This is a genomic window from Mucilaginibacter sp. McL0603 (assembly GCF_049992945.1).
In the GTDB taxonomy this organism is placed as follows: Bacteria; Bacteroidota; Bacteroidia; order Sphingobacteriales; family Sphingobacteriaceae; genus Mucilaginibacter.
Window position 1 is genome coordinate 1,567,990 of the sequence record NZ_CP188251.1, and the last position, 25,758, is coordinate 1,593,747.

The window sequence follows — 25,758 nt, forward strand, 5'->3', positions numbered from 1 at the left end:
TCCTATTAATTTATTGGTATAACTATTAATCAATGGAATAGTTTATAATTTTTAGCATCATTAATAAGCCAATTGTAACGATTTGTCGAAGTAAACTTAGTGAAAAAATAAGGAAAAGAGGCAGCTTGAAATTGTGGTCTGATAATCAGTCTTTTTCGTAAAAAATTAACCAGAACTTTGATCAGTCAACCCAAACAATATTTGCATAGTTCTTGTATTAATAGCACCAATTAAACAATTTATGATCAACCCGGCATATTTTAATATCCAACATGAGGATGGTTCAAAAAGAGCTGTAATTATTGAACCTGTATTGCAAAAGACCACAGGTGGTGTAATGGCAACCGGAAATTATAAAATATATAAAAACTCGGTCGACAATCAGTCTGGTTTATTCACCGAAAAGCTGGAGATCGATGAAAAAAATGATGACCTTGCGGATGAAAGCAACCCTGACTTTTTAGGAAATATTTCGATAGACGTTAATGGAAAATGGCATTATGAAGGTAGCCTGTTAAATGCCGGAGAACAGGGTGAGGTGGCTGGTTATATTAAAAGGCATCAATAAGTAACTAATTACCTAACTAATCACCGCATTAATTATCAGTACCCCAACTATCCCTACAACCGAAACAATCGATTCCATTACAGACCACGATTTTATAGTGTCTTTTATCGACAAGTTAAAATATTCTTTAAACATCCAGAAGCCGCCATCATTTACATGTGAGAAAGCTAAGCTGCCGGCGCCTATTGCCAATACCATTAAATTGGGGTTGATGCTATGATCATGCGCCACCATAGTTGAAACAATGCCTGCAGCCGTCAATCCAGCTACAGTAGCCGAGCCTAAACTGATGCGGATAATAGCTGCCAGTAACCAGCCCAAAACCAAAGGCTGCAACTGCATACTTTGCATCATAGTTGTGATCTCATTATTAGCGCCGCTGGCAACCAGTACTTCCTTAAATATACCCGAACCACCTATAATAAGCAAAATACCTGCTATGTCTTTTACAGCATCGCCATATAACTCTGCCAGTTTTTTCATGCTGATACCTTGTCTGATGCCCAATGAATAGGTAGCGTAAATGATCGATATCAGCATCACAATAGGTGCGTCACCTATAAAAGTTATAAATTTATGTAAAGGCCCGGTGCTATGATCGATATTGAGATAGAACGCACTTGCCATTAACAATATGACCGGGAGAAGTGCCGTAAAAAAGCTATTAAAGGCTGTTGGCAGTTTATCTGCAGGTAATTCCTCGGCTCTGAAAGTCTCCAATGGCACAGATGGTATTTTCTTTAGTGTGCTGGCGAACACCGGGCCAGCTAAAACAATAGCCGGGACTGCCAATATCAATCCGTAAAGCAGCGTTGTACCCATATTGGCATGGAACATACCCACAAGCGCAGTAGGCGAGGGGTGGGGCGGCAAAAAACCATGTGTAACCGACAAAGCAGCCAGCATAGGCAAACCTATATATACGGCAGGCAATTTATATTTATACACCACCGAAAATATTAACGGAACCATGAGCACGAAACCGGTATTATAGAATAATGGTATCCCTACGATAAAGCCCACCACTACCAATGCCCACTGAATGTATTTAACGCCAAAAAGCTTTACCAGTACTTCGGCTATCTTTTGTGCGGCACCACTGGTGGCCACCAATTTACCTGTCATGGCGCCGAGGCATATAATAATAGTGATCGTTCCTAAAGTATCGCCTAATCCTTTTTGTACCGATGCGGTTACTTTATCCATCGGGACGCCTAATAAAAGTCCTGCTGTTATAGAAACGATAAGGAAGGCCAGGAAAGGGTTAACTTTTGCCCAACTCACTAATACAACGAGCAGGATGATACAAAAAAGGATAGTCAGTAAAGCCATTTGAACGGTTTGCCTTTAGGTTGATAGTGCGATAGGACTAAAGTAATAACAATATTTGGGTTTGAAATTCATTGCTATGATTTTTTATGTTGACACGATTAAGGATCAAAAAGTAATTTTTGAGTCAATGTTGACATTTCCGGGGTGATAGCTCATATAGTTTTTGTAACTATGAAGCGCGAACTGAATATTCCATGACTAAAAAACGCTACTTTTTCCTTGTGCTCATTTTAGGGACACTCACAGCTCTGAGCCCATTTTCCATAGACATGTACCTGCCGGCTTTCCAGGATATTGCGAAGTCGCTGCATACCACCACATCAAGGGTCGACCTGTCATTGTCCAGTTTCTTTATCGGCTTAGCCACAGGTCAATTAATCTATGGGCCATTAATGGACCGATTTGGACGGAAGCGGCCTTTATATTTTGGATTGAGTCTATATATAATAGCCTCAGTAGGATGTTTTTTATCTACATCAGTAGAAATGCTGATCGCTATTCGTGCACTGCAGGCCATTGGTAGCTGTGCAGCAGGAGTAGCTTCTATAGCTATGGTGCGCGACCTTTTCCCAGTGGAAGATAATGCAAAAGTATTCGCCCTTTTATTTCTTGTGCTGGGTGCATCACCACTCATCGCACCAACCGCAGGCAGTTATCTGGCTGAGGGGCTTGGCTGGCAATCAGTATTTATTGTATTGCTTAGTATCGCAGCGCTTATACTTATAGCGGTTTTCTTTACCCTGCCCGAAAGTTATGAGCCGGATGCATCTTATTCTTTAAAGCCCGGCCCAATCATTGGGCATTTTCTAACCGTGATACGCAACCCACAGTTTTATACTTATGCTATTGCCGGTTCGGTTGCATTTTGTGGTTTATTCGCCTATGTTGCCGGCTCGCCATTGGTATTTATGGATGTATTTGGTTTGAGTAAAAAGGAATACGGTTGGGTATTTGCCGGGATATCCGTAGGCTTTATCGGATCAAATCAAATTAATAGCCTGCTTTTAAAACGTTTTAAAAGCGAGCAAATAATACGGGTGGCTTTAACTTCTCAGGTGGTTTGTGGTATCATTTTTTGGGTAGGTGCAATAAATGGCTGGTATGGCCTTGCCGGTACACTTGTAATGATATTTTTGGTTTTATGCTGCGTTGGATTAACCAACCCCAATACAGCAGCACTTTCAATGGCCCCTTTTGCTAAGAATGCCGGCGTAGCATCAGCCTTGCTGGGTACTATGCAATTAGGTTTGGGCGCAGCTTCTTCCTTTGCGGTGAGTATATTCAGCAGCAGGTCAGCAACACCGCTGGCGGCAATAATGGCCATATCCTCAGCCATAGCATTATGTATTTTGCTTATCGGGCGAAGGAATATTGTAGATAAGGTTGAAGTAGATACGTCTGTAGCTGTGAGCACAGGTCATTAAACTCACTACAACAGCTCTCAGCATCAGTAAGCCGAACTCATGCCGAAGAGGGTAATTACTCAAAATAATTGGGGAGTTTGCTGACGATATTCCCCATTTCCCCATCTTTTTACGCTCATCCGGGAAAAATTAATAGGGCTAAAGTGCCTTTGACATGGAAAACCGACTTTGGCACAGGCATTGCAAAATGTACTGTGAACGTAAACTATAAAAAAATATCAAAATGGAAAATCTAATAAACACTCAAGTTGAAGCTTTTAAAGCAGTATTCCTTTTGGGAAAATTTGATAATGTACAGGCAAGAAGAGTATTTGTTCCAATCGCTCTGTTCATGGCATCTGCAATCCTTGTATTTGGTCATCTTCCTAAATTTTAATCATCAATCGTAGCATTCATAACTTAACCAATTAAAAAATTATCACAATGGAAAATCTATTAAACAGACAAGTTGAAGCTTTTAGAGCAGTATTCCTTTTCGGAAAATTTGATAATGTACAGGCAAGAAGAGTATTTGTTCCAATCGCTCTGTTCATGGCAACTGCAATCCTTGTATTTGGTCATATCCCTAAGTTTTAATTATCAATCCTAGTATCATACCTTAACCAATTAAAAAACAGTCACAATGGAAAATCTATTAAACAGACAAGTTGAAGCTTTTAGAGCAGTGTTTCTTTTCGGAAAATTTGATAATGTACAGGCAAGAAGAGTATTTGTTCCGATCGCTCTGTTCATGGCAACTGCAATCCTTGTATTTGGTCATATCCCTAAGTTTTAACTACAAGCCCGTCCCGGATTCTTTACACAAGTCTAGTCCCGTTCCGGCATTGCGTCAACGCAACTAATAAAGAGTTACAAATCGTCACCTGGCTTCCAGCTTTTAACGGAGCCAGGCTATTCTAAAGCGAAGATTAGGTGGAGTTACCCCAATACTTCATCAATTATCCCGAACTCCTTCGCTTCCGCAGCTATCATCCAAAAGTCCCTGTCTGATACATCATGTATTTTTTGATATTCCTGTCCGCTATGTTTGGATAGAATGGTGTATAGCTCCTTTTTTACCTTCAGTACTTCGCGAGCAGTGATCTCAATATCTGATGCCGGCCCTTGTACTCCACCTAATGGCTGGTGTATCATCACCCTTGAATGTGTCAACGCTGCCCGTTTACCTGCCGCACCTGAGCACAACAAAACCGCCGACATTGATGCTGCCATGCCTGTGCAAATAGTGGCCACATCCGGACTGATCAAATGCATAGTATCATAGATGCCAAAACCCGCGTATACAGAACCACCAGGCGAATTGATATACATCTGGATATCTTTTTTCGGATCGGCTGATTGAAGAAACAGTAGCTGTGCCTGGATAATATTAGCAATGTTATCGTCCACTGCAGCGCCTAAAAATATAATACGATCCATCATCAGGCGCGAAAAAACATCCATCTGCGCTACACGCAATTCACGTTCTTCGGTGATGTAGGGCGTCATAGCCATTGGGACACTGTTTTCTACTTTGCTAATGTAGCTGTCTATATGTAAACTTTGGACATGGCGATGCCCTACCGCGTATTTGCGGAACTCGTTTTTATCGATATTCATAATTTATTGGATTACTTTTTTGAAAAGAGCCGCATTATCTTTTGCCTGAAACCGGCATGTTCCGGCTCTGTAAATAATTGCTGATACACAGCCTCAATCTCCTGTTTAAGCTGATCACGGCCATATTGCCGGATGATGCTGTATGTTTCTTTCTGCCACTGCATTTTATCACAAAGTTCCGGTTCAAGCAATAGCCTGGCTTCAAACACCAGCGCATCGCCAGGCTCTGAAAGCTGCAATAAATGCGCTTCTATCTGTTGGGTCTCAATCAAGGAAGTCCTCATAGGTCAATGATTTTTCTTTTACTGTTTCCCTTACTTTTTCAAGGCATTTATATTTCTGTACCGTAGCAGAGCGTACGCCCGAAAAGCCGAACGACTCAGCAACTTCAGTCAGCGGTACACCATCGTAATAAAATGAGCGGAGCAGCTCCATACACTTCTTACCTGCAGTTTGCAGAAAGCTGAGTATTTTGTTGCCTGATGGTTGTGCTTCTGCTTCGCTTTCCACATCAAATCCTTCAAGGGGTACCTGTTTACTATTTGCATGGTGTTTCTTAAGCCACAAATGTTTGGCTATACCCATTAAATAGGCTTTTTCGTTTGTTTGGACGGATAATGAACGAGCCACTGCTTTTTCATAATAGATCACCAACGCATCCTGGAAAATATCCTTTGCCTCATCAAACGAGCCACCCATTTTGCTGGTATACTTCGCTACAGCAGGGAAGGTGCTTTTATAAAGCGATATAAAAAGCTTTTCTCTTTCCTCCGCATCCCGATTTGAAAATTTTATATCCGGCATAAGCTTGCTCTTTATTACTATGTGCAAATTACATATAAAATATCACCGCGTTTTCTATTTTTTTCTTTAAAGTCTTGATTTAGATGCCGAAAATTTCCTAATTATCCCTATTCTCCCTTTAGAAAGAATGTTTAATTTTAAGTTTGTTTATATCTTTAAATAAAATAAGCACGATGATACTTCAAAACAAGAATGCTATTATTTATGGCGCCGGTGGATCTATAGGCAGCATCGTGGCCAAAGCATTTGCCAATGAAGGTGCCAAAGTGTTTTTAACCGGCCGTAATCTTGATGCTGTGCAAAAGGTGGCAGAGGAAATCATTGCTTCGGGGGGACGTGCCGAAGCAGACCAGGTGGATGCATTGGATGAGGAGGCGATCAATGATCATATCGATAAGGTAATAAGCAAAACAGGTACAATAGATATCTCATTTAATGCTACTGGAACCAGGGTAGTGCAAAATATCCCTTTGGCGGATATAACGGCGGAAGATTTTATTAGCCCTGTAGCTTTTATGCTGAAAACGCAATTCCTTACAGCAATTGCTGCGGCAGATGCGATGGTTAAACAAGGATCCGGGGTTATTTTATCTCTTACGGCAACACCAGGAGGGATAGGTTATCCATATACAGGAGGCTTTGCACCGGCCTGTAGTGCTAAGGAGAGTTTTTCAAGGAATTTGGCCTCGGAGTTGGGCATATATGGAGTACGTGTGGTCAATATCCGTTCCGGTGGTTCTCCTGATTCAAAAGTATTCAAAGATGCAATTGATAATTATCCCGATGAGATGGAAAAAGTTCTACGAAAGATGGAAGCAGATACTATGCTGAAAAAGCTCCCGCTAATGGCCGATATTGCAAATACCGCGGTGTTCCTGGCGTCTGATCTGGCAGGCAAAATAACAGGAGTAACCATTGATGTAACCTGCGGCACAACAGCAGCGCTCAATTACAGGACTACTTCCTGAAACGGAAATAAGTACACATTAAGCTTATAAAAAACTGCAAACTGCTACTGCAAACCGCTACTCCTTCACTGTCGTCACTCTCGCTCCGTCATCACCGGTTGTTTCAAATATTAAATTCTTGTCGTCTAATTTAGAAACGATAAACGGAAATTCCCTGGTTTTTCCATCAGCCAGAATTTCCTTAAACTGGATCTTATCACCCTCAATTTTATAACTTCCGTGCGATAATACCTTGCCGCCCCACCAGATAAGCAGGCTATCGTTTTTTGAAAATTGGATGTATGGTTCTTCAGACTCCAGTTGTTCACTTGTAACGTTGGTTGTAGAACTGACACTGTTGTTTTCAATTTTTACGTACTTCCATTTGCCATATAAAACATCGGGTTGAATTGTGTTTTTACATGAGGCAAACAGGGCCAATGCGGCGGCACCGGCAATGAGCTTGTTTTTTATAGAAGATCTAACCATAACGGGCTAAATCTAAGTATTATCTGCCGATGTTTTTCTTCATCCTTTCCTCGGCCCTTTTTACTTCATCCTTTTCGCTCAGAGGTGGATCGGTTTTTAGTTCTTCGCCTTTGCGTTTTTTGAGTACCGGCTTTTTAAAAGCCGTTCCTTCCTGGAGGTTTTTTTCGTTTGCTTTCATGATATCCGGATTTTTTACAGATAACAGAACGGGTCAGTTCTACTTAATCCAACCATCCATAAACAAATAAGTTTACGATAAATTAATGAAAATATTTATCGTGTTATGTTGCAAATGTTTACGGCAAAAGGCATATTTGGGAAACCAAAATCTTATCAAAAAATGTAACATTATGCCAAACCCTGTTTCTAATAAGTGCTATTTAGCTAAGGTCTCAACAAAGCTATAAGTTATTGTGAGGAGCCCGCACCTTAAGGGTTCTGTTAAAAAATCTAAACAAAAAAATGAACAATTTAATTTTTCAATTAATGTGGTGGGTTGTGCCTGTCATAATCCTTCTTGTGGCGTACAAATTCGTACTCCGTGTTTTCTTTGGTATGGTTATCGTACCTGATGACCGTATTGGTCTGGTTGTTAAAAAGTACGTACTATCCGGCAATAAACGCCTTCCTGATGGTCGCATCATCGCCACTAACGGCGAAGCAGGTATGCAGGCCAGGGCATTGGCTCCGGGTTTATACTGGGGCATGTGGCCATGGCAGTATTCAGTGATCATGCAGCCATTTGTTATTATTGAACAGAACAAACTCGGACTGGTAAAAGCAAAAGATGGTGCTTCATTTGATACCGGCCGTGTACTGGGTAAACCGGTTGATTGCGACAAGTTCCAGGATGCAACGGCATTTTTGGATAATGGTGGTCAGAAAGGTCCGCAGGCAGCATTTTTAACGCCGGGCAACTATCGTATCAACGCCTTTTTGTTTGAAATCGAGATGGTCCCAATTACTCAGATACAGGAAAACAAAGTGGGTATTATTACTACATTGGATGGTGAGCCGCTGGATAAAGGCGAGATAGCCGGTGTATCTGTAGCGGGTCACAAAAACTACCAGGATCCGATCTCATTTATTAACGCAGGCGGCAGAAAAGGTTTGCAGGAAGATGTGATTCTGGCAGGTACTTATTATTTAAATCCCTGGTTTGTTATTGTTGAACAGGTGGATATGATCTATATTCCGATTGGTTATGTCGGTGTGGTCAACTCATTTGTTGGTCCGGAGGGTAAAGATACCAGCGGCGACAGCTTTAAGCATGGCAATATTGTTAAAAAGAGCCAGAAAGGTGTTTGGGATGAACCACTTGACCCAGGCAAGCATCCGGTGAATATTTATACCCATGCTGTCGAAGTAGTGCCTACAACCAATATCGTGTTGAACTGGGCTAATAGCCGTACAGAAGCGCATGAACTGGATAAAAATCTGTGTACCATTACCGTGCGTTCATCAGATGGTTTTACCTTTAATCTGGACGTGTCACAAATCATCCATATACCGCGTAACGAAGCACCTAAAGTAATTGCCCGTTTCGGTAATATGAAAAACCTGGTATCACAGGTGCTGGAGCCTACAATTGCTAACTATTTCCGTAACTCGGCACAAAAGAGTGACGTAATTGAGTTTTTGGCTAACCGTATCCAGCGTCAGGATGATGCAAAAGGACATATCAGCAAGGTTTTAGGTGATTACAACGTGGTAGGTGTTGATACACTGATCGGTGATATTGTTCCTCCTGAAGCTTTGATGAAAACGCTGACCGACCGTAAACTGGCCGAACAGGAAAGGATCACTTATGAGATACAACGTAACGCACAGGTAGAACGTAAGGAATTTGAAAGTGCCAAAGCTGGTGCCGACATGCAGCCGGAGGTTGTAAAATCAACCCGCCAGGTGGAAATTAATACGCAGGTTGCTGCCTCCAAAGTAGCTGTGGCAAAAGGTGAGGCCGAATCAAAAACCATCAATGCTGAAGCTGATGCAAAAGTGAAGACGATCAACGCAAAAGCTGATGCTGAAGTGAAGAACGTGAACGCTACTGCAGATGCTAATGCAACCGATGTAAATGGTAAAGCCGAAGCCGGCAAGATCAAAGCGATTGGTTTGGCAGAAGCTGAAGTAACCAAGCAGAAAACACAGGCCATGGGTTCAGAACAATATGCGATTGTACGTGTGGCCGAAACACTGGCTGTCAACCACGTTAAGCTGGTGCCTGATATCCTGGTAAGCGGTAAAAGCGGTGAGGGTAACGGTATGATTGATGCCTTGATTGGTACCGAATTATTGAAAAAACTTCAGAATGAAGCGATGAAGGAAAAGGATCAGCCTAAAAAGAAAGAGGATAACTCAGATAAAAGAAGCGAATAAACTTTTACTATTTGATTATCAAAGGCGTACTGAAAAGTGCGCCTTTTTTGTTTCACCTAAACTCTCGAAGATTTCCGAAAACTACGATTACTATACAACTCAAAGATATAATTACCAATCAATAATGCAATTCCGATTATCGGGAAGGACTGTCTAACCATATAATTCTTGGTATAAAATCGTAGTATGGCACCTGCCAATATGAATACCGTACCTACAATTAAAATAATTGTATTTATCCATTGTCTTTGTTTCTGCAGTGAGTGACGAAGCCAATTTCCGTATTTTTCATTTTGGGGATCAAATAGTATTAATACTTTAAAAATAGGGGTGGCTGTTTTGAAATCTTTAAGGGAATAGCTTGCCATACCTTTTAAGAAAAGGATACTATAATACCAGTCATCTTTTATTTCATCCGCATTGAGCCTCAATATTTCTTTGTCTATAATAGACAAAGAATCGGTCGTGGAATCAACCGTATCATTGTAACGACCTTTGTTATAAAGTGACTCAGCATAGACGCACGATAATTCAATGTATTTGCGCAAATCATCTTCATCGTTGAATGCCTTAACATTATTAAATACAATGATATTTTTTTGAAAGAAATCTAATATAAATTGAGGGTTATCCTCATATGTCTCTCGAAAGTTGTCATAAATATTGCTGATAAGACTTATTGCCACTTTACTTCTTTGAAGGTTAGATTGTTTAACAAACCTAAATTATAAATTCAAGCTTAGAATTTTTCAGGATTTCTATTTGGTAATGTCTTTTTGGGCTTTTCAACTTCAACCAATTCTGCTTCATGTTCTTCAGCTTCGCTAGCAGTAGCGTAATTTAATTTTCTGAAACGCCATAGGGCAAATGCCGGTTCCTGGAAACGGTCTATCAGTTTGAAATATTTGGGGAAATTATGTACCTCATCCAACAGCACACCTGGAACTATTCCGTTATTTTCCAGTATCTCGCGGATGGTATATTCCTTATCTTTCGTGATCCAGATTTCAAAATCCCGTTTTACCTCTTCCGCTTTTTCCGGATCGATACTAGCATCGATGCATATCACTTTATCACCGGGTTTCATACTTTTTTTATTTTGACCATAGTCGATGGTCAATAGTCCATAGTAAAATCTAAGTCAGCCATGGTCTATTGACTATGAACCATTGACTTATTTACCGCCAGCTTTCTTCAAACTATCTTCTTTCGCCTTTTTTGCTTTATCCTTAAAATAGCCTTTCAGGAAAAAGTTATGTTGAGCAGCTTCAAGGTCGGCATTTAATTTAACAGAGCTTTGCTCCAAATTGTTTAGTGATGTTCTTACTTGTTCAGCACCTTTAGGGTCATTTAATAACACACCAATAGCATTATCGGTGGTAGTCAGCTTTTTACTGGCAGTATTCAGATTTTGAGTAAGCTCACCGGCACTGGCCACTGTTTTTTGCAATTCCGCAACTGACGCCTGTATCTTATTAAACGTAACAGTATCTGTCAATATTTTATCAGCAAGCCCGCCTTTAGTACTTAGTTTTTTACTGAAATTATCCAGTTGAACAGCCATGTGTGCCGCACTCTCAGTAGTAGCCTGCAGATTCCTCATGGCGCTGCGTAATTGTATACCCATGCTGCTATCTGCTAATAATGCGCCTACAGCGCCTTTGCCCTGCAATATCCTATGACTCAATTCTTTAAAATCATTGGTTATCGCAAGCAGGTTCTGATTATTTTGTTGCAATGTTTTTAGCATATCGTCGGTTGATGCCACTTTTTCGGTCTGCAAGATATCTCCGTCTTGTACTGCGGGCACCTGTGAACTCCCACCCTCTATCACAATGATCTTATTGCCTATCAAACCATCCGCCCCTATCTTTACCTGGGCATTATGGCGTATATATGGCTGTGAAGCCTCATCGATACTCATTTTCACATCTACCTTCGACGGACCGGTAAATTTCACATCACTGATTGTACCAACTTTAACACCTGAGAACCATACATTGTTCCCCTTTTTTAGCCCGGCAACATCATCAAATGTGGCACTTACATGTATGCTTTTGTTGAAGGTTTTTTGTGCGCTTCCCAATGTAAGTATACCTACTACAAATACAACCAAGCCAAGGGCTAAAAATATCCCGACTATAATTGCTTTCCTGTTTTCTGATCCATCCATATTGTTATGGTAATGCTATTGTATAAAGTTATATTCAAAAAATGGTTTTACGCGATCATCGTTTGTATTAAATACTTCATCAAACGAACCAACACGTTGAAACTGCCCATCGAGCAGCATTGCTATCCTGTCACCGGTGCTTTTTGCACAGGTAAGGTCATGTGTAATAATGATCGAAGATGTATGAAACCGTTGCTGAACCTCATTGATCAGGTCGTTTATCTCGATACAGGTAATTGGGTCGAGACCCGCAGTAGGCTCATCATACAACATAACTTCGGGGTTCAGTATCAAAGTACGTGCTATGCCTATACGTTTACGCTGCCCGCCGGAAAGTTCAGATGGCATCTGGTTAATAGTATGTGACAAACCGACAGCCTCCAGTACAGTTTCAACTGAATTATTTATTTCTTTACGGGTCAGGCTTTTACGATTACGCACCAGCGGAAATTCCAGGTTTTTGCGTACCGTCATACTATCATATAAAGCACTATTCTGAAACGAAAACCCTATCCTTACCCTCAATTCCTGTAATTCTTTATCGGTGATTGTGTTCATATTGCAACCCAACACCTTCACTTCCCCTTTATCAGATCGTAATAAGCCTGAAATAATTTTGATCAGTACTGATTTTCCCGTTCCGGAACGGCCAAGTACAACCAGGTTCTCTCCCTGGTAAAGATCAAGATCGATTCCGCGCAATACTTCATAATCGCCAAAGGATTTTTCAAGTCCCTTTGTGGTTATTACCGGGTTTTTATAGTCTATATCTACTTTTGTCTTTTCCATATTAACTATTTAGCGGAACCAGCCTGCTATTTGTACGATCAATATTTCTTCAACAAATACTAAAAACATAGCTGTTACAACAGCGCCGTTTGCTGCCTTTCCCACGCCTTCTGTGCCTTTATTAGAATAATATCCCTGATAGCACCCTACTATCCCTATTGTAAAACCAAAAACAATGGCTTTAGCCAAAGATGCGACAAAATCAACAAATGTTAGCGGTTCAAAAACCTGTTCCCAAAAAGTGGTATAACTGGTACCTTCATTTGCCGCCACATTTAAGTAACCGCCCAATAAGGCAACAAATCCTGTATAAGTGGCCAAAATAGGTATGGTAATAGTCGTGGCCAGTACCCTTGTACATACCAGGTATTTAAAAGGCTTGGTGCCCGATACTTCCATCGCATCGATCTGTTCCGTCACCCTCATCGAGCCCAATTCGGCACCAATACTCGATCCTACTTTCCCGGCAGCGATAAGTGCGGTTATCAACGGTGCCAGCGCCCGCATAATTGCTATGGATACCAATGATGGAAGCCATGATTGTGCCCCGAAATTCAGTAACGAGGGACGGGATTGCTTGGTAAAAATCAGGCCTGTTATGAAACCTGTAAATGTGATCAGTGTAAACGAACGAACCCCGGTTTCGTAACACTGGCGCATCACTTCTTTTATTTCGAACGGTGGAAGAAATGCTTCCCTGAAAAAACGCAGTATAAAGCTATTGATGTTAGATAACGAGACAAATGCATCTGATAAGCGTGTCTTAATGGAAGGTCCCTTTTTAGCAGCCGGTGCCGGTGGTCTGTTTATGTTGCTCATTAATGGCGATAAAGGTATTACTTATGGAGATAGAAACTATGCTGTCGCTGCAAAAACTTGGGGGTATTGATCGAAAAATGATTTTCCATAAACAATAAATTAACAGCGCAAATTTAGGACAACTTTTTAAATGCCTTCACAAAAAAATAGCTTCATCGCCCAAAATGAAAGAATAGTATCAGGTAACTTTTTAAATACATGGTGTTTATTGGCTGTATTAGCAATTTTTTATAGTAGATTAGTTCTTTTTAAATTAAAAAATGCCAAAATAGTATTATGCATTGTTTACTGATGCAGGTACATTTGAGGTGCACCAATTATAACCTTTTACTGTTAGTATCCTGCATGAAATGTAAGGCCCTCATATTGCTGTTTGGTATGCTTTTGGCAACCAATTTGTTAAAAGCTCAGAATGATCAATTTCAATTTTCACATTTAGATATTAACAACGGCTTATCACATAATCAGGTAAACTGTATTTTAAAAGACAGCAAAGGGTTTATGTGGTTTGGCACCTTGTCCGGATTAAACAGGTATGACGGATATAAGTTTAAAGTGTTTAAACATTCTGGTAATGATACAGCCTCATTAAATGATGATTACATCATAAGCATCAGCGAAGGGCCTGCCAATAAGCTTTGGATCGAGACACGTACCGGGTTTAATATTTATGATCCTGCTACAGAAAAATTCAGTCATGATATTAAAGGCTACCTTCGGTCATTTGCTATACCCGATGCGCATATCACCGCTATAAAAAAAGACAGAAGAGGCAATTTTTGGTTTCTGCATGCCACTATGGGACTTTTTAAATATGATCCCATATCAAGCAAAGTAACACATCTGGCACATAGTTTAACGGACACTACTTCGATATACGCCAATACAGTATCAGATTTTGCCCAGGATTCAAAAGGGAATATATGGCTTATTTATTACAGCGGCGTGCTGGAAAGGCTTGATCCTAAAACCCACCACGTTAATTACCGCTCATATGCAATCAATAAGTTACCTCCGGGATTAAATACTTCTTATAAAGTTTATATCGATAACCAGGATGATATATGGGCATATTCACCCTCGTACTCATCCGGCGTTTATTATCTAAATAATCAAAGAACTGTTTTGAAGCATATTGGCAAAGGGGTAGGGCCAACGCACCTGAATACCGATGTAATATCCAATGTGATACAGGATGACAAGAACAGGATGTGGATAGCCACTGACCATGGCGGTATAAATCTTTTAAACAAACAGGATTTTAAATTCAGGTATTTGCTTAACCGCGAGGATGATAACAAAACAATCGGGCAAAACAGTATTGTAATTATATACAAGGATAATACCGGTATCATTTGGATAGGTACTTATAAACGCGGAATAAGCTACTATCACGAAAGTATTATCAAGTTTGCACATTATACCCATCACTTATCTGATCCTAACAGCTTACCATTCAGTGATATCAATAACTTTGCCGAAGACAGGTCGGGCAATATCTGGATAGCTACCAACGGTGGCGGACTGATATATTTTAACCGCAAAAACAGTACGTTTAAACAATACCTTCACGATGCTAATAATCCAAATAGCCTCTCAAATAATGTGATCGTATGTATGTATATCGACCATGCCCAAAACCTATGGCTGGGTACTTACTATGGCGGTTTGGATTGTTTTGATGGTAAAACATTTAAGCATTATAAACACAATGACGCGGTGCCAACAAGCCTTTCTGAAGACAGAATATGCTCTATAAGGGAAGATTCGGAGAATCATTTGCTGATAGGTACGCTGGCAGCGGGGGTTAATGTGCTTGATAGTAAAACACAAACATTTTCGCACTATAAATATAGCGGTATTGATAATGCCATACATTCCAATTATATAAGTTCTATTTTAGAAGACAGGCGTAAAAACCTGTGGATTGTAACCTCATACGGCGTAGATGTGTTGATGAAAAAAACACACCAGTTTGTACATTATATTCATGACGACAAAGATCCGAACAGCATTGTTAACAACAACACAAATAATATTTTAGAGGATAGCCGCGGGCTGATCTGGATAAGCACACGCGAAGGGATAGGCATTTTTAATCCCGAAACAGGCAAGTTTACTAATATTGTTAAACAGGACGGTTTGTCTGATAACACAGTAATTGACCTGCAGGAAGATAACAATACTAATATATGGGCAAGTACCCCCAACGGGTTAACCAATATCCTTGTTTGGAAATCTAAGGACGGCCTCAAATTTCGTTTTATCAATTATAATGATAACGATGGTTTGCAAGGACGCGAGTTTACTGAAAATTCCTCCCTCAAAACCCGTGATGGCTATCTGTTGTTTGGCGGCGGCAACGGTTTCAATATATTTAAACCATCTGATATACATTTCAGCAAAAGTGTGCCAAATCTGGTATTTACTGATTTTGAGATATTTAATGAAAGCCTTGATCCGGGTAAAAAGACCAATGGGCACATCATTTTACCCCAGTCCATTACTGAATCAAAATCTGTGAACCTCAAATACAGCGAAAATTCATTCTCAATTGATTTTGCCGCTCTCAATTACTTCAACCCGGATAAGGTAAAGTATAAATACAAGATGGACGGTTTTGATAAAGGATGGATAACCGTTGATAATAAAATACGGAAAGCAACTTATACCAATCTTGATCCGGGTGATTATGTTTTTAGGGTTCGTAACTCTAATAATTCGATCTGGAATAAGCAGGAATTGGTTTTACATGTGAGCATCACACCGCCATTTTGGAAAACTATATGGGCTTATATGCTTTATGCGGCTATAATTACAGGAGCATTGCTTTACTTGCGCAGGCAGGGCATACGCAAGCTGCGTATGCAGTTTGAATTGGAAAAGGAACGCGGGGAAGCCCAGCGCATGCACGAACTCGACCTGATGAAGATACGCTTCTTTACCAACGTGAGCCACGAGTTTCGCACACCATTGTCGCTGATAATGGCACCTGTTGATAAAATATTAAAGCAGATCAACGATCAGGATATACAGCGCCAATTGCAATTGGTAAACAGGAATGCCCGCCGCTTGCTCAATCTGGTTAACCAGTTGCTTGATTTCAGGAGGATGGAATACCAGGAACTCAAGCTGCATGTAAAATCGGGCGATATCATCAAATTTATAAAGGAGCTATCTTACTCGTTTAACGATATAGGCGAACAAAAACATATCACTTTTATGTTTGATACGGAAGTGGATGAGTTTTATACCGATTTTGACCATGATAAAGTGGAGCGGATCATGTTCAACCTGTTGTCCAATGCTTATAAGTTTACACAGCAGGGTGGCCAGGTAAGTGTTTTGGTTAATGTATTGACGCAGGATGATAAGGCTGGTCGCTTATTAGAAATAAAAGTTATCGATACAGGCATTGGCATCCCTAATGATAAAAGGGAGAAAATATTCGAACCATTTTTCCAGAACGATATTCCCGGATCAATGCTAAACCTCGGGAGCGGTATAGGTTTATCCATCACCAAAGAGTTTGTTAAGCTGCATAAGGGAAGGATATATGTAGAAAGCGAGTTTAACCAGGGAAGTTGTTTTACCGTTTTGCTGCCGGTTCAGCAGTTGGATGCATCCTTGTTTACTGATACTGAGCTGGTGTTGGAGCATGAGAAAGGTTATTTACCCAATAACGGGATACAAAAAAATATCAGCACCAATAATTTAAACCGCGATGCTAAAAAGCCTACAGTATTACTGGTGGAAGATAACGACGATTTCAGATTCTATATTAAGGATAACTTAAGAGAATCTTTTAATATCATAGAAGCTGAAAATGGCAAAAAAGGATGGCAAAAAGCATTGGCCATGCACCCTAACCTGGTGGTTAGCGATATCAGTATGCCCGAAATGAATGGCATCGACCTGTGTAAAAAATTAAAAGCTGATAGCCGCACAACTCATATACCTGTAATATTATTAACCGCACTGATAGGTGAGGAGCAGCAACTAAAAGGTTTGGAAACGGGTGCTACGGATTATATGACCAAGCCGTTCAATTTTGAGATATTGCTCTCCAAGATCAAAAATATCCTGAGCCAGCAGGAACATATGCGGAAGACCTATCAGAAGCAGGTTGAAGTTAAGCCTACCGAAATGCATGTGGAGTCGCCTGATGAATTGTTTATCAAAAAGGTACTATTATTGATCGATAATAATATATCAAACCCTAATTTTTCTGTCGAAGAATTGAGTGACGATATGTTTGTTAGCAGGTATACACTGTACAAAAAAATATTAAGCATGACCGGCAAAACACCAAACGAATTGGTGCGGTCCATGCGTTTAAAACGGGCAGCCCAACTGTTAGAGACAGGGCATCTTACCATTTCACAGATCGGTCATAAAGTTGGCTTTAAGAGCCAGAAATATTTTGTAAAAGCCTTCAAAGCCGAGTTCGATACCATCCCATCTCGTTATGCCGAAAAGATGCAGGCACAGGATGACCTTGATTGATCCATTTTAAATAAATGTAGTTTCAGGCCTGCAAATGTACCGGCAATATTAAACTAATGCAATCCTCTCAAAAATGCACCCTTTTGATACATTTTTGACTATCATCACTACATCAATTCTTACACTTTAAAAAGTTTACCCGGCAATAATTAGGGGCTCATTTGTCTACTTCTAAGTCAAAATTGCTCTGCTTAATTATTTAATTGTCTGATTTATAATAAAATATGTCAGGTTGACATTTGTACCCCTATTTATCCACAACCGGGGCTTTATTAGCTTATAGTTTTACCTCTGTTATAATGAGAATTTAACAGCAGTGTTGCAGCTTCTGTTAAGATATAAACTTAAATAAACCACTTTTTAAATTTTAGTAAAGCAATAACTGCCATTTGGTTTTATTGCAACATGCCTTAAGGGTTCTGTTTTACAGACCATTAAAAGCGTATAGCTGTCATTTATTGAGTGGATTAATAAACCAATTAAGCCAACAATCTAAATTCAAAATCAATATAAACTAAAGTTCATTATGGGAAAATTTCTACGAATGGCATTGCTGTTCGCTTCCTTTTTTATCTGCTCGTTAGTAATAGCGCAGGGAACAGGAACAGCAATCAAGGGAACAGTTACTGATGATAAAGGGGTCACGCTCCCTGGTGTTACAATTACTGTAAAGGGTAGTAAGATAAATACTACCACAAATGTTGACGGGCAATATAACATTACCGTTCCCCAGGGTGGCACTACACTTGTTTTTTCATTTATTGGTATGGAAAAAAAGGAAGTCGCTATCGGGAATAAAACTACTATTAACGTATCACTAAGTGCAACAGCAACTGCTTTAAATGACGTAGTAGTTATTGGTTACGGTACACAAAAAAGAGGGGACGTTAACGGTGCAATTTCATCCATCAGCGCCAAGGATATAAAAGATATTCCGCAAGCAAGCGTTGACCAAATGTTGCAGGGTAAAGCTGCAGGCGTAACGGTAACGCAAAACTCAGGCGAGCCGGGCAGTGCAACATCAGTGCATATACGTGGTATCACATCTTTCGGGCAAAGTGAACCCTTGTATGTTGTTGATGGGGTAGAAATACAAGGTAATGCAGGCAATGCCTACAGCGGCGGTCCGCAATTAACAAGCCCGGGAGCAAGCTCGATGGAGACAGCAGTAAGTCCGCTTGCTATGATCAACCCCAACGATATTGAGTCTATTGATATCTTAAAAGATGCTTCGGCAACTGCAATTTATGGTAGCAGGGGTGCTAACGGTGTAATTATTATTACCACAAAACGCGGTAAAAATGGGGCCGCACGTGTAACTTATGATGGTTTTGTTGGTTTACAACAACAAGGGAAATTCTTAAAGGTTGATGATCTGCAGCAATACGCAGATTTACAAAATCGTCTCGCAACAGCTTTTGGCATCACACCAAGAGCTGAATTTGCTAATCCAAGCGTATTAGGTCCGGGTACTAACTGGCAACAAGCTATATTCCAGAATGCTTTGGAGCAAAGTCATAACCTTTCGGTATCAGGCGGTTCTGACAGATCTGATTACTTTGTTTCTGCAGGTTACTTTGATCAGGATGGTACGGTTTTAGGTTACAATTTTAACCGTTATACGATCCGAGCCAATATAAATTCGCAGGCAAAGGACTGGTTGAAAATTGGTAATACCTTTGGCGCTACCCGCAGTAATCAAAATGTTGGTCTTGGTAATAATACAGGTATTATTTATAATGCCTTGTTAGCTGCTCCGGATCAGGCTGTTTATAATGCAGATGGTTCATTTGCAGGTCCTTATGTTACACCGGGGGGAACCGTTGAAGGTGGCCTTAACCCCGTACAACAGGCATTAAACATCAGCAATACCTTAACCAGGAATGAAATAAACGGCAATTTATATGCGGAAATAAAATTCTTTAAGGATCTTACTTTAAGATCTGAAGTTGACGGTGATTTTAATTGGGCAAATGGTCAAACATTTAATCCTTCTTATGATTACGCTGCTACGGGTGTTCCTGAGCAATATCACATCACTAACCCTACAGCTACATTGAACCGCTTGGTTTCAAGCAGTACTTACTGGAGCTGGAAGGAATATTTTAACTACGGACATACCTGGGGCAAAAGTAACTTAACTGTATTGGCAGGCCGTGAAGTTTGGGAATCTGCTTTTGATCAATACTCGCTTTCAGGTTCAGGGTTTGTGGCCGGTAATAATATCCAAAGCATAGCCCTGGCTAACTCGGTTGCAGGCTCTATTCCCGAAAATAAACAAAGCCAGGTGATGGAGTCATATCTTGCCCGTGCTATTTATACCTTTGATAATAAATACAGCATTACAGCAAATATCCGTAGTGACAGGACCTCAAATTTTGCAGAAGGTCATCAGACCGGTTATTTCCCCGGTGCTTCAGTATCCTGGAGACTTTCGGACGAGGCTTTTATGGCCGGGATAAAAAAGGTTGCTGATAATATTAAGATCAGGTTAGGTTATGGTACAACGGGTAACTCAAACGTTCCTCCTTATGTATATGGGGCTTCGCTTAAAGCTGTACCTACTGCTTTCGGAACAGGGTTTATTATCAATAATGTAGCTAACCCAAACCTTACCTGGGAAAAAGCGATACAAAAAAATGCAGGTATTGATTTTACCTTATTTAACAGTCGCATTGAGGGTGCTTTTGATTACTATATTAAAACATCCAGCAATTTCCTTTTCCAACAACCGTTGCCGGCTTTTCTTGTGGGCGGACCTAATGAATACGGCGATAACCCTGCCGGTATTCAGCCTCCTTATATAAACGCCGGTCAGATTGAAAACAAAGGATTTGAATTTACGATCAACAGCAGGAACATTGTTAACAAAAACTTTAAATGGAATACAACTTTAACATTCTCGCACTATAACAATAAAGTCCTTTCGCTTAATGGCGCACCGGCTATTAACCAGAATATTACACTGAGCTATATTAGTTTACCTAATGCTACCAGTACGATAGTTGGTCAGCCGGTTGGCGAGTTTTACGGATTTAAAGTTCAGGGTGTAGTTAAAACCCAGGCGCAACTGCAATATTTGGCTACCCATCCGCAAAATGTTACCGGATCACCTCAAACAGTTACCAATGATCCGTCTGTAACCAGCTCAATCTGGCTGGGTGACCTTCAATACCAGGATACTAACCATGACGGTAAGGTTGACAATAGCGACCGCGTTCCGCTGGGCAACCCAAATCCTGATTTTACTTACGGTATAACTAATACTTTTAATTATAAACAATTTGATCTGTCAATATTCATTTACGGATCATACGGTGGTAAAATATTGAATGCATTGGAGTATCAAACTGCAGGTTTATCAACCTTATACCAGAACCAGTTAGCATCTACAGCCAATTACTGGACGCCGACCAATCCAAATTCAAATATTCCTGCACCACGTGCTGGCATAGGAAACCCGAACCTGGTAATGTCTGATCGCTTTTTAGAAACAGCATCTTTCCTGCGTTTGCAGAATGTTAGTTTCGGATATAATCTGCCTGCAGAATGGGCAAAATATGTAGCCATGAAAAGCCTGAAGGTTTATGTGAGCGGACAGAACCTGTTTGTAATTACCAAATACCCTGGCCTGGACCCGGAAATAGGTTTAACAAACCAAAATCCAACCTTACAGAATATCGATTTAGGCAGATATCCAGGAGCGCGTGTTTTTACATTAGGTGTTAATGCTCAGTTTTAATTTTTAAAAAGATTTGATATGAAAATACATATAAGATATATAGCAGGTATGGCAGCAGTGGCAAGTATGCTTGCAACAAGCTGCAAAAAGGACTTTTTCAACCGGCCTCCTGAATCCGGAGTGGTGGTAGATAACTATTATCAAACATCTGCACAAGTACAGGCAAGCACTAATGGCTTATACGGTTCAGCATGGTTTGGATGGAATAACAAAGTTGGGTGGGCAATCACGGAATTTGCCAGCGGTAACGGCCGTTCTTATTCATCAGACGTGGGTCCATTTGGTACGCCACCTGTTCCAAATGATAATACTGAGCTTCTTGCAGCATGGAATTCACCATTTACTGTAATCGCACAGTGTAATGGAATCCTTAATAATCTGCCAACCTCTGTACCGGCTTCGGTTCCGGCGAATGTTGTGAACAATGCACTGGGTGAAGCGCATTTGATGAGAGCGACGGCTTATTTTTACCTGGTACGCACTTTCGGGAATGTTCCATTGGTTGAAAACCCGTTGCAGGATATCAATAATTTCCAAACAGTACCAACTAACCCTATAAGCGACGTTTACAAATTTATAGTAAGAGACCTGCAATTTGCCGAGGCAAATTGTACGCCTAATGTCGCAAGTTCGGGTCATGGGTCAAGCGGCTCAGCATCTGCTATGCTTGCAAAAGTTTACCTGTACATGCAGGATTATGCCAATGCCCAAAAGGAAGCTGAAAAAGTGATTAACAGCGGCGAATTTTCGCTTCTGGCTAACTTCGGCGACCTGTTCAGAACTATTAATAATAATAACAAAGAGTCTATCTTAGCTATGCAATGGATATACAATGGTCCTAACGGCGGCTATGATTATGGCAACTCTATACAGGCATCATGGGCATTCAGCAGTGCTATTACCGGTACAGGTGATGGTTATGGTGTATTTGGGCCTACAATTGACCTGCAGAATGCTTTTAAGGCAGAAGGTGGTGATACAGTACGCAGGCATTATACCATTATGTTACCTGGTAGTTATTATTCTGAACTAAACAAGGCTGCCGGTGGCTATACTTTGCCTTTAAATGCCAGCTCGCAAGGAACACAGGCCGAGCCAAAGAAATATGTAATAGGTACACCATCAGATCCGGATAACAATGGAAAAACAGCAGCCCAGGCCGGCGGTAACAATACTTATATCATGCGGTATGCAGATGTATTGTTAATTGAAGCGGAAGCAATCCTTGGACAATCTGCCAATCCGGGAGTTGGTCACGGTATAGCTTTAACAGCATCCACTTCAAATGCTACCGCTTTAAACTATTTTAATATGATAAGAACCAGGTCAGGCGTACCGGCTGTTACATCGTTTACCTATCAACAGCTGTTGAACGAAAGACGACTGGAATTTGCTCTTGAGCAGGATTATTGGTTTGACCTTTGCCGCATAGACGGTTTTAATTCAACTACACACCCTACAGCTATTGGTATTATTAAAAATCAGGAAAGAGGTACTTATAATAATGCTTATCCAGATCAGACATCGATCAATTCTATGAAGTATACATTTACTGATGCTTATTTTCTGTTCACTGTTCCTGTAGCGGAATCTGCGGCTGATCCAAATCTGTTGAAGGCACCTGTTCCATATAAATTTTAAATAAAAATATATCATGAAAATGAAGTTTAAACTTTCAAAAAATTTAGGCTGGATGCTATCGGTGTTGATGGCGTTTGGCTTAGCTTCCTGCAAAAAGGATAATAGTACAGGATTTACTCCGGGTACGGGAGCGCCGGTAATTACCAGCATTAATAAAATAAGTAATAGTGTTGTTGACTCCTCACGGACAAGTTCTGTAACAACGTACGATGCCTCTGGCAATCCTACAACAGTTACCAGCCCAAATTATAATCCGCAGATGGTCGGACTGGATTCGGCAACCGTTACCGGTACTTTGGGCGGTTATTATGTAATAAAAGGATCAAATCTTGGTACTACAAGTAAAATTGTCATTAATGGTGTTTTAGTTTATTTTAACCGGGGGCTAAGTTCTGATAATTCAGTTGTATTTACTATTCCTACAACTATCCCTTATGTACAGCCACAGGCAAATACAATTGTAGTTACCACACTGCATGGAACCGTAACCTATAAGTTTACGACCTTGCCGCCGCCGCCAACGATCGTATCAGAAACAACCAATAATTTCCAGGCTGGTTCAACGATAACATTAACAGGTAAGGGCTTTGCTTCCGTATCATCTGTTAAGTTAAAATCAACGGGTGATGTGGTTACTATTGTTTCTCAAAATGATAGTACCCTGGTTGTGAAGATGCCTCAGAGTACAGCTACCCAGACAAATTTATTATTTACCTACACATCGGGTACAAATACAGGCGCGCAAACAATCTCTGCTAATGTGTTTAATGATTTGGATAATGCTGCCTACCAGGTGTTTATTGATAAATATGGTACCGGCGTTTATGCAAACTCATGGGGACCTTCAGGGATATCTACAACTGTTGCCAAAACCGGTACAAGTTCTTTCTATATTACTTATCCGAAAGGTAATTACTGGATCGGCGGCTGGGGCTTTAATACTCCTTTGGCTAACAATTACAAAAGCCTTACTTTTTGGGTTAAAGGTGGCGTACAGGATGAAATACTTGATTTCATAAGTGCTTCAGGTAATGGTGGTTATAACAATACAGATCAGACCTTCACCATTACAGTACCCGCAAACGTGTGGACTTATTTCCAAATCGATGTGAGTAAAACGGATATGTTCCTGACTGCTCAAACAACATCAGATTTCGGATTTTATATCCGCGGCCCTAACGGTACAGATGAGACACTGTATTTTGATGACGTGGTATTCTGGAAATAAAAACATTCAGGCTTACGAAGTTTTAACCCTTCGTGAGCCTGTTTTAAATTATGCTTGAGATTAGTTGATTAGTTTTTCATATGCCACCATCGGGACGCCCTGGCCAACTTTGGTGGTATTTTTAAAAATGTATCGTAATATTTTGAAGGAGTGAAACCTGGTATTTTAGTGAGAAACCCCTGTGTTAAATTATGTTATGTAATAATTTATTACATTTATGTTAAATTTATATTACATCAGGGTAGCCCATTATAACCTAATATTTTTGGAAATATGACAAGTAATGTGATGCGGGAAATAACCCCTTTAACACCGAGTGATTGTTTTACAATTTTTTCAAGGGTTAAAAACAAATTTGATTTTCCATTGCATTATCATGAAGAGTACGAACTTAACCTGATATTGCATGCAAAAGGAGCCAAAAGGGTAGTAGGAGGCCATATTGAAGTTATTGAAGACCTGGAACTTGCACTGATTGGGCCAAACCTTTACCACGCCTGGTTTACACACCAGTGCCAGAACGATGAGATCACCGAAGTAACGATACAGTTTCATAAAGACCTTTTTGATGAGAAATTCCTGAAAAGGAACCAGTTAAGCTTTGTGAAAAGCATGCTGGAGCGTTCACAACGGGGCATCCTTTTTTCGCCGGAAACTGTATTGGCGCTTAAGGACAGGTTATTATCACTTGATAAAAAGACAGGTTTCGACTCAGTGCTGGAATTGCTTTCCATCCTGCATGATCTATCGATATCGCGTAATATGCGTACGCTTTCGGACCCAAGCTTTACCAACGAAAAGTTCTATTATAACAGCCGACGTATCGAAAAGGTATTTGAATTCATGAATAATAATTACAATAAGCCGGTATCACTGGCCGAAGTATCAAGGATTGCTAATATGCCCGAAGCTTCGTTCAGTCGGTTTATTAAAAAACGTACGGGTAAAACCTTCATTGACAGTCTGAATGAAATAAGGCTTGGCCATGCTTCGAGGATGCTGATAGATACAACCAATACCGTTGCCGAAATTGCCTACAAATGCGGGTTCAATAATATTTCAAACTTCAACAGGATCTTTAAGCGCAAAAAGTTTTGTATCCCAAAAGAATTCAGGGAAACCTATACGGGTAACCGGGTTTTTATTTAGTGCTTCGCAGTGATCGGTTATTAGTGATCAGTCAATGGTAAATCAACTGGTCAACAGTCGCTGATTAACTAATCACCAACCACAAAACGTTAAAATAGTATTAGAGTAGTGTTATCTGCAACACTATTTTTAGGTAGAACCAATATTGCCTGTTTTCTAATCTTCAATT

At 40.3% G+C, this 25,758-nt stretch carries 23 protein-coding genes; 12 read left to right on the forward strand and 11 right to left on the reverse strand.

Annotated elements, in window-relative coordinates; genetic code table 11:
* Window positions 1–241: 241 nt before the first annotated feature.
* Window positions 242–568 (forward strand): hypothetical protein, encoded by a 327-nt coding sequence (locus ACPPVU_RS07275; protein WP_426671022.1) that lies wholly within the window; start codon window positions 242–244, stop codon window positions 566–568.
* Window positions 569–580: 12 nt separating this feature from the next.
* Here ACPPVU_RS07275 and ACPPVU_RS07280 read toward each other — a convergent pair whose 3' ends face one another.
* On the reverse strand, window positions 581–1,900 hold the full coding sequence (locus tag ACPPVU_RS07280) for a gluconate:H+ symporter (protein ID WP_426671023.1): 1,320 nt from the start codon (window positions 1,898–1,900) through the stop codon (window positions 581–583).
* Between the two features lie 194 nt (window positions 1,901–2,094).
* Between ACPPVU_RS07280 and ACPPVU_RS07285 the strand changes: the two genes are divergently transcribed.
* From ACPPVU_RS07285 to ACPPVU_RS07300, 4 genes are all read left to right on the forward strand, one after another.
* Window positions 2,095–3,324, forward strand: a complete 1,230-nt coding sequence (locus tag ACPPVU_RS07285) for a multidrug effflux MFS transporter (protein WP_426671024.1) — start codon at window positions 2,095–2,097, stop codon at window positions 3,322–3,324.
* A 223-nt stretch (window positions 3,325–3,547) separates the two neighbouring features.
* Window positions 3,548–3,700 carry a hypothetical protein gene (locus ACPPVU_RS07290; protein ID WP_426671025.1) on the forward strand — a complete coding sequence of 51 codons (153 nt, stop codon included), beginning with the start codon at window positions 3,548–3,550 and terminating at the stop codon, window positions 3,698–3,700.
* A 47-nt stretch (window positions 3,701–3,747) separates the two neighbouring features.
* A complete protein-coding gene (locus ACPPVU_RS07295) occupies window positions 3,748–3,900 on the forward strand; it encodes a hypothetical protein (protein WP_426671026.1) in 153 nt (50 codons plus the stop codon).
* A gap of 46 nt (window positions 3,901–3,946) precedes the next feature.
* The gene (locus tag ACPPVU_RS07300; protein ID WP_426671026.1) at window positions 3,947–4,099 is read left to right on the forward strand and encodes a hypothetical protein; all 153 of its coding nucleotides are present in this window, start codon (window positions 3,947–3,949) and stop codon (window positions 4,097–4,099) included.
* 143 nt (window positions 4,100–4,242) lie between these two features.
* Here the strand turns inward: ACPPVU_RS07300 and ACPPVU_RS07305 are convergent, their stop codons facing one another.
* Genes ACPPVU_RS07305 through ACPPVU_RS07315 form a run of 3 tightly spaced genes read right to left on the reverse strand, consistent with a single transcriptional unit; the run spans window position 4,243 to window position 5,727 of the window.
* Entirely contained in the window at window positions 4,243–4,923 is a 681-nt protein-coding gene (locus tag ACPPVU_RS07305; RefSeq protein WP_426671027.1) for an ATP-dependent Clp protease proteolytic subunit, read from the reverse strand.
* An 11-nt stretch (window positions 4,924–4,934) separates the two neighbouring features.
* A complete protein-coding gene (locus ACPPVU_RS07310; protein WP_426671028.1) occupies window positions 4,935–5,207 on the reverse strand; it encodes a hypothetical protein in 273 nt (90 codons plus the stop codon).
* Window positions 5,188–5,727, reverse strand: a complete 540-nt coding sequence (locus ACPPVU_RS07315; protein WP_426671029.1) for an RNA polymerase sigma factor — start codon at window positions 5,725–5,727, stop codon at window positions 5,188–5,190. The genes ACPPVU_RS07310 and ACPPVU_RS07315 overlap by 20 nt, the downstream gene beginning before the upstream one ends.
* Window positions 5,728–5,900: 173 nt before the next feature.
* Between ACPPVU_RS07315 and ACPPVU_RS07320 the strand changes: the two genes are divergently transcribed.
* Window positions 5,901–6,695 (forward strand): SDR family NAD(P)-dependent oxidoreductase, encoded by a 795-nt coding sequence (locus tag ACPPVU_RS07320; protein WP_426671030.1) that lies wholly within the window; start codon window positions 5,901–5,903, stop codon window positions 6,693–6,695.
* Between the two features lie 57 nt (window positions 6,696–6,752).
* Here the strand turns inward: ACPPVU_RS07320 and ACPPVU_RS07325 are convergent, their stop codons facing one another.
* Both ACPPVU_RS07325 and ACPPVU_RS07330 read right to left on the reverse strand, forming a co-directional pair.
* The gene (locus ACPPVU_RS07325; RefSeq protein WP_426671031.1) at window positions 6,753–7,163 is read right to left on the reverse strand and encodes a hypothetical protein; all 411 of its coding nucleotides are present in this window, start codon (window positions 7,161–7,163) and stop codon (window positions 6,753–6,755) included.
* A 19-nt stretch (window positions 7,164–7,182) separates the two neighbouring features.
* Entirely contained in the window at window positions 7,183–7,341 is a 159-nt protein-coding gene (locus ACPPVU_RS07330; protein WP_426671032.1) for a hypothetical protein, read from the reverse strand.
* 284 nt (window positions 7,342–7,625) lie between these two features.
* On the opposite strand from ACPPVU_RS07330, the gene ACPPVU_RS07335 reads away from it, so the two are divergent.
* Window positions 7,626–9,542, forward strand: a complete 1,917-nt coding sequence (locus ACPPVU_RS07335; protein WP_426671033.1) for an SPFH domain-containing protein — start codon at window positions 7,626–7,628, stop codon at window positions 9,540–9,542.
* A 56-nt stretch (window positions 9,543–9,598) separates the two neighbouring features.
* On the opposite strand, the gene ACPPVU_RS07340 is transcribed toward ACPPVU_RS07335, so the two are convergent.
* The 5 genes from ACPPVU_RS07340 to ACPPVU_RS07360 form a co-directional block, all read right to left on the reverse strand.
* On the reverse strand, window positions 9,599–10,228 hold the full coding sequence (locus tag ACPPVU_RS07340; RefSeq protein ID WP_426671034.1) for a hypothetical protein: 630 nt from the start codon (window positions 10,226–10,228) through the stop codon (window positions 9,599–9,601).
* A gap of 53 nt (window positions 10,229–10,281) precedes the next feature.
* Window positions 10,282–10,629: a hypothetical protein gene (locus tag ACPPVU_RS07345; protein WP_426671035.1), complete on the reverse strand. Its 348-nt coding sequence runs from the start codon at window positions 10,627–10,629 to the stop codon at window positions 10,282–10,284.
* Between the two features lie 87 nt (window positions 10,630–10,716).
* Complete coding sequence (locus ACPPVU_RS07350; RefSeq protein ID WP_426671036.1) at window positions 10,717–11,715, reverse strand: MlaD family protein; 999 nt, start codon at window positions 11,713–11,715, stop codon at window positions 10,717–10,719.
* 15 nt (window positions 11,716–11,730) lie between these two features.
* A complete protein-coding gene (locus ACPPVU_RS07355; protein WP_426671037.1) occupies window positions 11,731–12,504 on the reverse strand; it encodes an ABC transporter ATP-binding protein in 774 nt (257 codons plus the stop codon).
* Between the two features lie 9 nt (window positions 12,505–12,513).
* Entirely contained in the window at window positions 12,514–13,323 is an 810-nt protein-coding gene (locus ACPPVU_RS07360) for an MlaE family ABC transporter permease (RefSeq protein WP_426671038.1), read from the reverse strand.
* Between the two features lie 345 nt (window positions 13,324–13,668).
* Between ACPPVU_RS07360 and ACPPVU_RS07365 the strand changes: the two genes are divergently transcribed.
* From ACPPVU_RS07365 to ACPPVU_RS07385, 5 genes are all read left to right on the forward strand, one after another.
* Complete coding sequence (locus tag ACPPVU_RS07365; protein ID WP_426671039.1) at window positions 13,669–17,829, forward strand: two-component regulator propeller domain-containing protein; 4,161 nt, start codon at window positions 13,669–13,671, stop codon at window positions 17,827–17,829.
* A 526-nt stretch (window positions 17,830–18,355) separates the two neighbouring features.
* Window positions 18,356–21,571, forward strand: coding sequence for a SusC/RagA family TonB-linked outer membrane protein (locus ACPPVU_RS07370; protein WP_426671040.1), 3,216 nt, complete (start codon window positions 18,356–18,358; stop codon window positions 21,569–21,571).
* A gap of 18 nt (window positions 21,572–21,589) precedes the next feature.
* The gene (locus ACPPVU_RS07375) at window positions 21,590–23,212 is read left to right on the forward strand and encodes a RagB/SusD family nutrient uptake outer membrane protein (RefSeq protein ID WP_426671041.1); all 1,623 of its coding nucleotides are present in this window, start codon (window positions 21,590–21,592) and stop codon (window positions 23,210–23,212) included.
* 13 nt (window positions 23,213–23,225) lie between these two features.
* Window positions 23,226–24,440, forward strand: a complete 1,215-nt coding sequence (locus ACPPVU_RS07380; RefSeq protein WP_426671042.1) for a hypothetical protein — start codon at window positions 23,226–23,228, stop codon at window positions 24,438–24,440.
* 273 nt (window positions 24,441–24,713) lie between these two features.
* Entirely contained in the window at window positions 24,714–25,589 is an 876-nt protein-coding gene (locus tag ACPPVU_RS07385; RefSeq protein ID WP_426671043.1) for an AraC family transcriptional regulator, read from the forward strand.
* Window positions 25,590–25,758: the final 169 nt, after the last annotated feature.